This window comes from Aeromonas sobria (assembly GCF_006243315.1).
Classification (GTDB): domain Bacteria; phylum Pseudomonadota; class Gammaproteobacteria; order Enterobacterales; family Aeromonadaceae; genus Aeromonas; species Aeromonas sobria_A.
The window spans coordinates 1-13173 of sequence record NZ_NKWE01000019.1 but is presented as its reverse complement, the minus strand read 5'-3'; the positions used below and the strand labels follow the sequence as shown (position 1 = coordinate 13173).

General features: G+C 58.0%; 9 protein-coding genes and 4 pseudogenes. 7 read left to right on the top strand and 6 right to left on the bottom strand.

The features are described from left to right. The first annotated feature begins 240 nt into the window (after window positions 1-240). Window positions 241-1356, top strand: a complete 1116-nt coding sequence (locus CF137_RS04925; protein WP_139718237.1) for an HD domain-containing phosphohydrolase — start codon at window positions 241-243, stop codon at window positions 1354-1356. Window positions 1357-1562: 206 nt separating this feature from the next. Here CF137_RS04925 and CF137_RS04920 read toward each other — a convergent pair whose 3' ends face one another. The 6 genes from CF137_RS04920 to CF137_RS04895 all read right to left on the bottom strand — a co-directional run bounded on the left by CF137_RS04920 (window position 1563) and on the right by CF137_RS04895 (window position 5603). Further along, window positions 1563-1748 carry a hypothetical protein gene (locus CF137_RS04920; protein WP_139718236.1) on the bottom strand — a complete coding sequence of 62 codons (186 nt, stop codon included), beginning with the start codon at window positions 1746-1748 and terminating at the stop codon, window positions 1563-1565. 42 nt (window positions 1749-1790) lie between these two features. Beyond that, on the bottom strand, window positions 1791-2366 hold the full coding sequence (locus CF137_RS04915; RefSeq protein ID WP_139718235.1) for a NifB/NifX family molybdenum-iron cluster-binding protein: 576 nt from the start codon (window positions 2364-2366) through the stop codon (window positions 1791-1793). Then, complete coding sequence (locus CF137_RS04910; protein WP_139718234.1) at window positions 2363-2677, bottom strand: DUF134 domain-containing protein; 315 nt, start codon at window positions 2675-2677, stop codon at window positions 2363-2365. The genes CF137_RS04915 and CF137_RS04910 overlap by 4 nt, the downstream gene beginning before the upstream one ends. A gap of 234 nt (window positions 2678-2911) precedes the next feature. Next, entirely contained in the window at window positions 2912-4093 is a 1182-nt protein-coding gene (locus CF137_RS04905; protein WP_139718233.1) for a dicarboxylate/amino acid:cation symporter, read from the bottom strand. 192 nt (window positions 4094-4285) lie between these two features. Further along, a complete protein-coding gene (locus CF137_RS04900; RefSeq protein WP_139718232.1) occupies window positions 4286-4849 on the bottom strand; it encodes a methyltransferase domain-containing protein in 564 nt (187 codons plus the stop codon). Between the two features lie 115 nt (window positions 4850-4964). Then, window positions 4965-5603: a TetR family transcriptional regulator gene (locus CF137_RS04895; RefSeq protein ID WP_139718231.1), complete on the bottom strand. Its 639-nt coding sequence runs from the start codon at window positions 5601-5603 to the stop codon at window positions 4965-4967. A 140-nt stretch (window positions 5604-5743) separates the two neighbouring features. Between CF137_RS04895 and CF137_RS04890 the strand changes: the two genes are divergently transcribed. The 6 genes and pseudogenes from CF137_RS04890 to CF137_RS04865 form a co-directional block, all read left to right on the top strand. Beyond that, complete coding sequence (locus CF137_RS04890) at window positions 5744-6937, top strand: efflux RND transporter periplasmic adaptor subunit (RefSeq protein ID WP_139692390.1); 1194 nt, start codon at window positions 5744-5746, stop codon at window positions 6935-6937. A 17-nt stretch (window positions 6938-6954) separates the two neighbouring features. After that, complete coding sequence (locus CF137_RS04885; RefSeq protein WP_139718230.1) at window positions 6955-10104, top strand: efflux RND transporter permease subunit; 3150 nt, start codon at window positions 6955-6957, stop codon at window positions 10102-10104. Between the two features lie 589 nt (window positions 10105-10693). Next, window positions 10694-10891 (top strand): annotated as a pseudogene (locus CF137_RS04880) (NAD-dependent epimerase/dehydratase family protein); the annotation flags it as partial. A gap of 67 nt (window positions 10892-10958) precedes the next feature. Further along, window positions 10959-11207 (top strand): annotated as a pseudogene (locus CF137_RS04875) (transposase); the annotation flags it as partial. 103 nt (window positions 11208-11310) lie between these two features. Next, window positions 11311-12339 (top strand): annotated as a pseudogene (locus CF137_RS04870) (IS110 family RNA-guided transposase). Between the two features lie 301 nt (window positions 12340-12640). Continuing rightward, a pseudogene (locus CF137_RS04865) lies at window positions 12641-13173 on the top strand (IS5 family transposase); the annotation flags it as partial.

Sequence of the window (13173 nt, the reverse complement as noted above, 5' to 3'; positions counted from 1 at the left end):
TTCTTTAAGGGCGCGAATTTTACCGGAATGGTTAACCAAAAACTATACAGCCAGCATGGCAGAACCGAACAATATCTTCGATAGGGTCAAATCGTACCGGCTAATGCCAGTGATGGCGTGATGTGAGGGCGATTAGTCCTGCTGTGCGCACCACTACTATTGATTTCGTGGTTAATATGACAGGTCCGCCAGGATGGGGGTCACTATACTCCTATCAAAGCTGTACGGATGGAGATGGGGATGGAACATTCATTTGACGAGAGAGTGCAGAATCTGCACGCCACGCTCAGGCAGCGCTTTGACAAGTTGGGTCGGGTGGCCATCGCGATTTACGACCAGCATACGGATCAGCTCAAGACCTTCGCCCACAGCACCGAGGGGCACTCTCCGCTGGTGCAGTATGAAGTGAAGCTGAGTGATGTACCTTCCCTGCGCTATCTGGCGGAGCACAAGCAGCCCCGGGTGATCGGCAATCTCGATGTGCTGCGCCACTCAGGTTCGGAGCACAGCCGCAAGCTGCTGGATGCGGGTTATGCCTCCAGTTATACCGAGCCACTGCTGTTCAACAGCAAGCTGTTTGGTTTTCTGTTTTGCGATGCAATAGAACCGGGTTATTTCGATGAGCCGATCCGCAGAGAGCTGTCAGCCTATGCCCAGGTGCTGTCTGCCATCATCGCAGTAGAGTTTGGTTCAATTCATACCCTTGGTGGTGTGCTGGCGACTGCCCGTGAGTTCAGTCGTTATCGGGATGAGGAGACCGCCAACCATCTGCACCGGATGTCGGCTTATTCCAGGCTGATCGCCAAGACGCTGGCCCCGACCTGTGGACTGAGCGATGAGGAGGTGGAGTTTATCTATCTCTTCTCTGAGCTGCACGACATCGGCAAAATTGCGGTGCCGGATGCCATCCTGCTCAAGCCGGGCAAGCTGACGCCGGAAGAGTTCGAGACCATGAAGATCCATCCCGGCAAGGGGCGGGAGATGATCAGCCTGATGATCAACGAGTTTGGCCTCGATGGCATTCATCACACCGACATGCTGAGCAATATCATCACCTTTCATCATGAGCGCTTTGACGGCACTGGCTATCCGCAGAGGCTGGCGGGGGAGGCTATCCCGCTGGAGGCCCGTATTGTCGCCGTGGCTGATGTGTTTGATGCCCTGGCGAGTGGGCGCCCCTACAAGCAGCCCTGGCCATTCGAGACGGCGTTTGCCTATCTGGAGGAGCATGCCGGTAGCCAGTTTGATCCTGTCTGTGTCGCAGCAGCAGTGCACAACAAAGCCGCTTTTCACGCCATCTATCTGCAGTACCAGGATCCGGTTGCCTCAACAGAAGCCGGTGCCGAGGAGGATTGACCCACTTTGGTAAAGAGTGCGGGCTAAAAAGGGCAACATAAAACAGAGTGGGTAAGGTTGTCGGGGGGATTACCGTCGGAAAAGTAGATAGAGGGCGAGCTGTGATAAACAGCTGCTTTTAAGTAAAGGGGACGCGATCAGGCGTCCCCTTTGCTTATCGGTTTGTATCAGTGGCCGTGCCATTGAGCGCGCCATTAGCTGCCTGCTTATGACTTGGGCGGCGGCTCGTTGATTTGGTAGAGATGATCAGCGCAGGCGCTGGAACAGCCACAGGGGCGCACCTCTTTATCTGCTCGCTTCTGGGCAAGCTGGTATTGGCGCCACCAGATGATGGTGCCCATGGCCAGGATCAGCACGAACGAGGCGAGCAGACTCAACAACCAAATGGACATGATCTTTTCTCCTTGGTGGTGATGACATGCACTGTGATGGCATTAATGCTGATGACAGCAACCGCTCTGTTGATGGGCGCCCTCACTGCCGTGACAACAAGTATGGCCTTGCCGCGGGCTATCTGCCTGATTGCCAACACTGGCGCAACAGTGATCGGATCCACTGTTGCAGCCACCATGGCAATTGGCATGGCCTGCGCCAACAGGCTGGATGGCACGGATCGCCGACTTGCTCTGATGACGGCGAGATGGGCGGCCCTGACTGGCATCTGTGAGTAGTTGCAGATTGGCGGGGGCCAGCAGCGCGGGCAGCGGCAGGCGGGCAGAGAGGCACTGCAGCACCCGGATATTGGCCGCCAGCAGGCGCCCCAGCATCCGCTCGCCGATATTGCGCACCACCACCTGACTCACTTGATGATGGGCGAGGGCGTCGAGCAATCCCTGCTTGCCGTGACAGCCTTCGGCGGCGGCCGGATTGGCAAGGGTTATGATGACGTTCCCCTCGGGGCTTAGGATCTGCAACTGCTCGGCACGAGTAAAGTGCCCGGCTAGCATGCCCTGACTCAGCATCAGGGCGCTGTTGCAGGGGCTTGTGGTTATGGTTGTTACTGCATTCATGTCGGCTCTTCTCCACTGGCTGGGTGGTCGGGCTCGGCGGGTTGCATCATCAACGCCTTGCCCAGACTCAGACACTCCACCACCTTGTTGCGCCCTTTTTTCAGGATATTGGCCAGGGTCTGACGGGAGACGCCCATCACTAGGGCGGCCTCCTGCTGCTGCATTCCTTGAAGGTCGACGAGGCGCAGCGCCTCGAACTCGTCAGGGGCCAGCGTGACCTGCTCCAGCTGATGCATGGGGCGGCCGTTGGGTTTGAAGCAGCTGTTGGCGGGGCGGCCACAGATCTGGCGGGCAATCTTGGGTCTTGGCATGGTGGCTCCTAATTGGCATATGCTACATATACGCCTGTATCTGGCATATGCCAATATTTTTGTCGGGTGCAGGGGGCTGCGCCAGTGCTGTTTACGGCAGAGAGGGGTAAAGGGGGAAAGAGAAAGGCAGAGAAGAACCGGGAAGAGCAGAGAAGGAGGCAGAAACGACACAGGCCCGAACATGGTTCGGGCCTGTGGTTTTTACAGCGGATGGCGGGTGCCTTCCCGGCGAGCTTACGCCTGTTCGGCCTCGGCCACAGGGGCTGCGCTCTCGTTGCCGTTGGCGAAGCGATCCGCCCACAGGGCAATCACGCCGTCACCGGTGACGTTGCAGGCGGTGCCGAAGCTGTCTTGCGCCAGATAGAGGGCGATCATCAGGGCGATGGACGCTTCACCGAAGCCCAGCATGGAGGTGAGCAGGCCCAGCGCCGACATCACGCCACCACCCGGGGCGCCCGGGGCGGCAATCATGATCACCCCCAGCATCATGATGAAGGGGAGCATGGTCTCGATGCCCGGAATGGCCAGATGCTCGGAGAGGAACATCACCGCGGTGGCGCAGGTCACCAGGGTGATGGTGGAGCCACAGAGGTGAATGGTGGCGCACAGCGGTACGGTAAAGTTGGCGATACCGTCGCTCACCCCGTTGTTCTTGCTCGATTGCAGGGCGACCGGAATAGTGGCGGCGCTCGACATGGTCCCCAGCGCGGTGAAGTAGGCGGGCAGCATGTTCTTGATGAGTTGGGCCGGTGAGCGGCCAAGGGCCAGACCGGTGCCGATAAACAGCAACGAGAGCCAGATCCAGTGCATCAGGATCGCCATCACCAGCACCACGCCGAAGGTTTTCAGGGTGGCGAATACGGTGCCTTCTACCGTCATCTCGACAAAGACCCCGGCGATATAGAACGGCAGCAGCGGGATGATCACCTTGGCCAGCAGGCGGTCGATGATGTCACGGCCCTGATCGGCGACCCGGCGCAGATCGGTGGCCTGGGTGGCGCTGATGCCGATGCCGAACACGAAGGCAGCGGCCAGGGCCGACATCACGCCAAACAGCGGCGGGATCTCCAGATTGACGTAGGAGGCGAGCTTGATAGCCGTGGCCGTGGTGGGCTCGGCCGCGGTGGTGAGCTGCGGGATCAGGTGGCTCGCCACGGTAAAGGCGAACAGCCCCGCCAGAATGGTGGAGCAGTAGGAGAGGGCCACGGTTTTGCCCAGCAGCTTGCCGGAGTTTTTCGGCAGGCTGGCGATGCCGCTCATGATAAAGAACAGAATGATGAGCGGAATGGTGAAGGTGATCAGCTGACCTATCACCGTCTTGGCCGTAAACAGCACGCGCGCCACCCACTCAGGGGCGTAGAGACCGAGCAAGAGACCGGCAAGGATGCCAGCAATGAGTTTCAGGACAAGTTTCATAAGGAAATCCGGAGTTGGTTGTATTGTCTGTTTTGTTATTAAATTTTTATATTAATCACACTTTCTAACACATAAACCGTGTTATGTCTGCCTTTGCTGCGTTAACGCCGAGTTAAATATTGTCGATAGCCAAGATCGCCGACTGGCTGTCGGTTTGGCGTTGAACTGAAAAATCCGTGATGAATTAGCCCGTTAGATGGCCGGATGATCGCCACGCAGCAACATGACGTAGTGGCTGGCGTTTTGACTGGCGTATGGTGGTGTGCTGGCAGATGCGGCCCCCATTGGGGCCGGTTGCAGCGCTATCCCGGATGTGGTGACCAGTTGCTGCAGATGCGGCGTTAGCTGGTCGTGGCTCATCTCGCCGCTTGGCTGCAAGGGGAAACAGAGCGGGGCGCCCGCTTTGAGCAGGGTCGCCAGTTGTTGCAACAGGGGGGCGAGGGTGGCCGCTTCGCTATCAAGAGGGCGACTCAGCCAGATGCCATCGTAAGGGAGCACCGAGTGCATCCGAGCCAAGGTGCCGACCCGCACCGCTTGTCCGGATTGCTGCGAGGCGATTTTGGCGTCGGCCAACCCCTCTTCACAGGCAGTGACCACATACCCTTCAGCACGCAGCCAGCGCAGATCCTCCCCCGTGCCGCATTGACCATTGAGCAGGTGAGCGCCGGGTTTGAGGCGCGCCATAAAGGTGGCCCGAGCGTGGGCGTGCTGGTCGTTCAATGGTTGGGAAGCGGGGATGGCGTCAGAGTGTGGCACAGGGGTTACCTCAAGCAGGGGGGCACACTTTAACAAATCGGGGCCTGACTGCCAAAGTGCGCGGTCAGGCCCCGGTTTGTGGGGGCACATTGGGGTTGCCGGTTGCCGGTTGCCGTTAGCGGCCGCAAGCAGGCCCGTTGGGCTGGGCCAGCATGGTGAACATGCTCTCTATCAGGAAGCCGGACTCGCCCTGCAGGTCGATCCGCCCCGGAAAGTGGAGCCAGTTGATGATGTAGCCATCCAGGGTGCAGTGGAGCAGGGTGGCGGCGCGCTGCAGGTTGAGGTTGGCAGGCAGCTGGCCCCGTCGTATCGCATTGGCCAAGGTTGTCTCCAGATCCTGAAAAAAGTGGCCGGACTGGCTGCGGATATGTTCGCGCAGGGAGATGGCTTCCCCTTCCAGCGATTCGAGATTGAACAGGATGGTGAACATCTGCCGCTGGGCCGGATTGTGGATGAAATTGTGGAGCACCCCTTCGAAGAAGAGACGCAGTTGTCCCAGCGGATCCGCCTCATCGGTATTGAGGCAGGCATCGAGCTGGTGGGCGAGGGGGCTGCAGAGCTCTTCCCAGAGCGAAATGAAGAGCTCGTCCTTGTTCTTGAAGTGCCAATAGATGGCTCCGCGCGTCAGGTCGGCCGCCCTGGCGATGTCGGTCAGGCTGGTCTTGGCCAGGCCCTGAGAGCAGAACAGATCCAGCGCCGTGTTCATGATATGGCCGCGGGTCTGCTGCGCCTCTTCTTTGGTTCGTCTGGCCATTGAAATCTGTGCCTCATGCAAGTAAAAAGTCACTTACATACATTTATGAATGTATGTATATTGCCTCAACTTTAGACTATTTACCAACAGGGCCCATGTGGCCCTGATTGTTCATTGACTGGCAAAGGCTCAGGTGTTTCATGCATAAACATATTCTTGCTCGTTCAGTTGGTCTTGCCTTGCTGGCTACAGGCTTGCTGGCAGGTTGTGGTGACAAGGGCGGCGCGCCCCAAGGACAGGGCGGCATGCCCCCCGCTGCGGTCAACGTGGTGACCCTGCAGAGTGGCCCGCTGATGTTGACCACTGAGCTGACCGGCCGCAGCGCCCCGCTGCGGGTGGCCGAAGTGCGTCCGCAGGTGAGCGGCATCATCCTCAAGCGCCTCTTTACCGAGGGGAGCGATGTGAAGGCGGGTGATCTGCTCTATCAGATCGATCCGGCTGTATATCAGGCGGCGGTCGCCAGCGCCAGGGCCAATGTGGCCAAGGCCGAGGCCAACGAGCAGAGTGCCCGCTTCAAAGCCAAACGTTATCAGGAGCTGCTCAAGGTCAACTCCATCAGTCGTCAGGACTATGACGACGCCGATGCCAGCTGGAAGCAGGCCAAGGCGGAGATCATGGCGAGCAAGGCTGCCCTGCGCACCGCCGAGATCAATCTCGGTTACACCCGCATCACAGCCCCCATCAGTGGTCGCATCGGCAAATCTGCGGTGACCGAGGGTGCGCTGGTGACAGCCCAGCAGGCGGATAGCTTCACTGCCATCCAGCAGCTCGACCCCATGTATGTGGATGTGCGCCAGTCCACCGCTGATCTGCTGCGCCTCAAGCGACTGGTCGCCGAGGGCAAGCTGACCCAGGACGAGCAGAAAGGGGCCAAGGTGACCTTCCAGCTGGAAGATGGCAGCACCTATGGCGAAGAGGGCTCGTTGCAGTTCTCCGACGTGACCGTGGATGAGACCTCCGGCATGGTGACCCTGCGGGTGATTGTGCCCAACCCTCATCAACTGCTGCTGCCAGGCATGTTTATGCGTGCCACCCTGCAAGAGGGTGAGCGGGCGCAAGGGCTGCTGGTGCCGCAAACCGCGGTCTCCCGTACCCCCAATGGCGGAGCCACCGTGATGGTAGTGACCACTGACAACAAGGTGGAGCTGCGCAACGTGCAGCTGAGCCGGGTCGTCGGCAGCAACTGGGTGGTGGAGTCAGGGCTCACCTCTGGCGAGCGGGTGATCGTGGCTGGTTTGCAGAAAGTACGACCGGGCGCCGTGGTTAATCCCGCTGAGCAGGGTGCTGATGCACCGTCTGCTCAGGCGTCTTCCAACACCCCGGCCAACAAGTAGGATGGAGTAGTCGCCTCATGGCTCGATTTTTCATAGACAGACCCATTTTTGCCTGGGTGATCGCGTTGGTGATCATGCTGGCGGGCAGCCTGGCCATTATCAAACTGCCGGTCGCCCAGTATCCGAGCATTGCGCCGCCGGCGGTCAGTATTTCTGCCAGCTATCCGGGGGCGTCTGCCAAAACGGTGGAAGACTCGGTAACCCAGATCATCGAACAGAACATGACCGGGCTGGATCACCTGCTCTACATGTCCTCCCAGTCTGACTCTGCGGGTCGGGTGTCGGTAACCCTCACCTTCCAGCCGGGGACCGATCCTGATATCGCCCAGGTGCAGGTGCAGAACAAGCTGCAGCAGGCGATGTCACTGCTGCCGCAAGAGGTGCAACAGCAGGGGATCCGGGTACAGAAGACCTCCAGCAGCTTCCTGATGGTGGCCGCCTTCATCTCCAGCGATGGCAGCATGAAGAACGACGATCTGGCGGACTATGTGGTTTCCAACATCAAGGAGCCCCTGAGCCGTCTGGACGGGGTGGGCGAAATCACCCTGTTCGGCAGCCAATACTCCATGCGGGTGTGGCTCGATCCCAACAAGCTCAACCGGGTGCAGATGACACCGGTTGATGTGCAGGCGGCCATCAAGGCGCAGAACGCCCAGGTGGCGTTCGGCAAGCTGGGCGGCACACCATCGGTGAAAGATCAGCAGTTCACCGCCACCATCATGGGGCAGACTCGTCTCTCTTCCGTGGAGCAGTTCAACGACATCCTGCTGCGGGTGAATCAGGATGGCTCCAAGGTACGGCTCAAAGACGTGGCACGGGTCGAGCTGGCGGGCGAAAGCTATGACGCCGAGGCGCTCTACAATGGCCAGTCCACCGCGGCGGTCGCCATCAAGCTGGCCACCGGTGCCAACGCGCTGGATACCGCCGAGAAGGTGCGGGCCAAGCTCAATGAGTTGTCGGATTACTTCCCGGCCAACATGGAGATCGTCTACCCCTACGACACCACGCCGTTTGTGCAGATCTCCATTGAGGAGGTGGTGCAGACCCTGATCGAGGCGATCTTCCTGGTGTTCTGCGTTATGTATCTGTTCCTGCAGAACTTCCGCGCCACCCTTATCCCGACCATTGCGGTGCCGGTGGTACTGCTCGGTACCTTCGGGGTGATGGCGGCGTTCGGCTTCTCCATCAACACCCTCACCATGTTCGGTATGGTGCTGGCCATCGGCCTGTTGGTGGATGACGCCATCGTGGTGGTGGAGAACGTGGAGCGCCTGATGAGTGAGGAGGATCTCTCCCCGCTGGAAGCGACCCGCAAGTCGATGACCCAGATCACCGGCGCGCTGGTGGGGATCGCCCTGGTGCTCTCCGCGGTGTTTGTGCCGATGGCCTTCTTCGGCGGCTCGACCGGCGCCATCTATCGCCAGTTCTCGCTGACCATCGTCTCGGCCATGGTGCTGTCGGTGCTGGTGGCGTTGATCCTGACCCCGGCGCTCTGCGCCACCCTGCTCAAGCCGATGAAACATGGCGAGTTTGGTGCCAAGCGCGGCTTCTTCGGCTGGTTCAACCGCGCCTTTGATGCCGGTACCAACCGCTATCAGAGCGGCGTGCGCAAGGTGATCAAGCAGGGCGTGCGTTACAGCCTGATCTACGGCGCCATGCTGGCGGTACTGGCGGTGCTGTTTATGCGGATGCCCACCTCCTTCCTGCCGGAAGAGGATCAGGGGGTCATCATGTCCATGGTGCAACTGCCGGTAGGTGCCACCAAGCAGCGCACCGAGGTGGTGCTGGCAGACATGCGCGACTACTTCCTGAAAAACGAGAAGGATAACGTTGATTCTGTGCTGACCGTGTCGGGCTTCAGCTTCGCCGGTAGTGGCCAGAACGCGGGTATGGCCTTTATCAAGCTCAAGGACTGGAGCGAGCGCAAGAGCCCGGATCGCAGCGCCAATGCCATCATCGGTCGTGCCATGGGCTATCTGTTCAGCATCAAGGAGGCGCAAGTGTTCGCCTTCAACCTGCCTCCGATCCCGGAACTGGGGACGGCGACCGGTTTTGACTTCTTCCTGCAGGATCGCGGCGGTATCGGTCACGACAAGCTGATGGCAGCGCGTAACCAGCTGCTCGGCATGGCGGCGCAGGATCCCACCCTGGTGCGGGTGCGCCCGAACGGGATGGAAGATACGCCGCAGCTCGATATCAAGATCGACTACGAGAAGGCGCTGGCGCAGGGGCTCTCCATCGCGGATATCAACAACACCCTGGCTGCAGCCTGGGGTTCGTCCTACGTCAATGACTTCGTCGACCGTGGCCGGATCAAGAAGGTCTACCTGCAGGCGGATGCCCCCTTCCGGATGAACCCGGAAGATCTCAAGCTCTGGTATGTGCGCAACAGTGCCGGTCAGATGGTGCCCTTCTCCGCCTTTGCCAGCAGCGAGTGGAGCTTCGGCTCGCCGCGTCTGGAGCGCTACAACGGCGTTCCGGCGATGGAGATCGTCGGTGAAGCGGCGCCCGGCAAGAGTACTGGTGATGCCATGGCCGCCATCGAGCAGATGGTGAAACAGCTGCCGGAAGGGGTGGGTATCGAGTGGACCGGGCTCTCCTTCCAGGAGCGTCAGGCTGGTTCACAGGCACCCGCGCTGTACGCTATCTCCTTGCTGGTGGTGTTCCTCTGTCTGGCGGCCCTCTACGAGAGCTGGAGCATTCCGTTCTCGGTGATGCTGGTGGTGCCGCTTGGGGTGCTGGGGGCCATTCTGGCTGCCACCCTGCGGGGGCTGGAAAACGATGTTTACTTCCAGGTGGGCCTGCTGACCACCATAGGTTTGTCGGCGAAGAACGCGATTTTGATCGTGGAATTTGCCAAAGAGCTCTATGACAAGGGGATGGGGTTGGGTGAAGCCGTGGTGGAGGCGGCGCGTCTGCGGCTGCGCCCGATCCTGATGACCTCGCTCGCCTTTATTCTCGGGGTGCTGCCGCTGGTGATCAGCTCCGGCGCTGGCGCCAGCAGCCGCAACGCCATCGGTACCGGCGTGATGGGGGGGATGATCAGCGCCACCGTGCTGGCTATCTTCTTTGTACCGCTGTTCTTCGTGCTGGTGATGCGTTACTTCACCAAACACAGCAGCAAAGAAGCGCGCCTGACCCATGCCCATGAGTCAAAACATGACTGATGGGCGGCAGGTGAGGCAGATCTGAGCTACGAGCAATAAACAGCCAGCTTAGTTTGGTCTGGCTGACAATCAAGCAGGGCAACCCTATGGGTTGCCCTGTTTTTTCTGAGCTTGCCGATAGGTTCGTTTTACCGATTGTTCGAGTAAGTAGCAGAACGTACGAGCTGGCTGTGATCGGCCTCGTGTTCAGCTTCAAATTGACCCCCAATGAGGTAGTTTTTGCTGTTCATATGGGGGGGATACGAGATAGAATCCGCCATCAAATCGGGTCTGTGTGGTGTGCAATATCACGATAAATCTGTGATCGCCTAGCGATGCATAGCGCCAAAAATACAATTAAATGCTGGAGGACATGATGACCAACAGCTTGAGCAATGTGGTTAAAATCAGCAAACTGGGGGCTGCAACCCAGTGCGGTAGCCATGTCCTTTGTCGATTTGAGCTCAAATAATGAGCGCCCTGCCCATCCGGTGATATGTATTAGATTGCAAATATCTATGCACTCCTTTGAGTTCCTGCATCGTATTTCCCCCGAGCAACAATCTTGATCTCAAATGAATCCTCCTTCTGTTATAAGAGCATATTTCCTATGAAAATTTTAGTGACCGGTGGCGCAGGCTTTATCGGCTCTGCAGTTGTGCGCTATATCATCCGTGATACTCAGGATTCCGTTATCAACCTTGATAAACTCACCTATGCTGGCAATCTGGAATCCTTAACCGATGTATCGGTAAGTGATCGTTATGCGCTTGAACAAGTGGATATCGGCGTTGTTGCCCAAATCGATGCAGCTTGAATGGAACTAACTGAGGGCGCGGTGATCTGATCACCACCATCCTCTTCAAGTCTGCATCATGGGCACGTCGCTTCACCCCATCACCAACTGGCCTCAATACAACAAGTCTTTGATTAATCGTGGTTCACTCACCTTCTGGGTTGATGCCGAGGCCATGAGCAACTGGTTTCACCACGACCATCATGGGCGGCGGGGCCGCAGCCAGCTTTACACTGACCAGACCATCTGTACCTTCCTGATGCTCAAGGGGATTTTCAACCTCACTCTGCGGGCCACTCAGGGACTACTCGACTCGCTGTTCGAAATGTGCCGTTGTGCTATAGCTAATGGGATGGTCGCCCCTCCCCAAAACGGCATCTGAGTGCCAAAGTGGCGAATGTAAGTTCCCACTGATGAGAGAGGCGACCACCATGAAAGCTACGACTATCGGCATCGATCTGGCAAAACATCTCTTCCAATTACATGGCGTTGATCAACATGGCAAGACGACCCTCAAGCGACAGTTGAAGCGGGATCAGATGCTCTCATTCTTTAGCAATCTTCCTCCTAGCCTGATCGGCATGGAGGCATGCGGCAGTGCCCATTACTGGGCCAATAAACTGCAAGGAATGGGGCATACCGTCAAACTGATGGCGCCGCAGTTCGTGAAGCCCTATGTGAAGACCAACAAGAACGATGCTGCGGATGCAGAAGCTATCTGCGAAGCCGTCACCCGACCCAATATGCGGTTTGTGCCAATAAAAAATGGCGAGCAGTTAGCCGTGTTGTCGCTACATCGCGCAAGGCAAGGGTTCGTCAAAGCCAGAACGGCGCAAGCTAATCAAATCAGGGGTCTGCTGGCAGAACATGGCATCATTGTCCCTAAAGGTATTGCACACATTAGCCCACGATTGCCCGAGATCCTGGAGGACGCAGAGAACGACCTACCCGGAACTTTTCGTCAATTAATTGAGCGTTTAGGGGAGCACCTCAAAGAGCTCACCAAGCAGGTGAATGAACTGGAAGAGCAGATCTGGTGTTGGCACAAAGAAAACTCGGCAAGCCAGAAGCTGGCTAAGATGCCAGGTATTGGTCCTCTCACGGCCAGTGCACTGGTTGCGTCTATCGGCGATGCAAAGCAGTTCGAAAATGGCCGCCAGCTAGCAGCCTAGCTGGGCTTGGTACCCAAGCAATATTCCAGCGGCGGCAAGCCGACCCTATTGGGGATAAGCAAACGCGGTGACATCTATTTACGCACACTGCTGATCCACAGTGCTCGCGCCGTGCTCCGGGTCGCTGAGCGTAAGACGGGGTACGCAGGAAGCTGGCTTGCGGGGGTCATGGAGCGACGTAACCATAATGTAACGGTAGTGGCACTGGCCAACAAGAATGCACGCATCATCTGGGCATTACTTGCCCATGAGCGCGAGTACGATGCTGATTACGCAGTAGCGGCCTGAGCACAATAGTCAGCAAAAGAACTGTGTTTCATCGCAAGCGTGACAAAGTATCGAGTTAACAACCAGCGTTAGAAAGTACCACCGATTGCACGGGCGATCATGACGTGATGGCGAGGCAGGTCAGACCGAGACTGGCAAAACCCGACAGACACAGGGCACTAATAAGTGCGTTTAGCTGATAGAGGAGCCAGTCAGCGAATTCCATCAGGGATAGAGGCTGTTGCCTCGGTGAAATCCGGATCTATGGCTGCAATCTCAACCTGACTCACTTTCATTGATTGAGGGCTTGGCAAACCGGGGCAACCATCTATGTGTCAGCAAGCGGGCACGTACGGTGACGGTGGCTTATAGACAGCCCCCAAAGGGGCGCATTACCGACTTGGTTATCGACTCAACCGGGCTGAAGGTGTTTGGTGAAGGCGAGTGGAAGGTCAGAAAACACGGCGCTGAGAAGCGGCGAGTCTGGCGCAAGTTGCATCTGGCGGTAGACCCGGTGACCCACGATATCGTGGCGGCGGAAGTCTCGCTGGAAAATGTCCATGATGCCGAGGTACTGCCGACTCTGCTCAACTCTTTGCGGCGCAAGCTTGGACATGTTTATGCGGATGGCGCCTATGACAGCAAAGCCAGCCATCAGCTTATCTTGCGTAAAGGGGCGACAGCTTGTATCCCACCTCGCAAGAACAACGCAGGGTTATGGAAAAAGGGACACCCGCGGAATGAGGCTGTACTGGTAATGCGAAAGGAAGGGTTAGCGCACTGGAAGAAGATATCGGGATATCACCGGCGCTCGCTGGCAGAGACGGCGATGTATCGGTTCAAGCAGTTGATGGC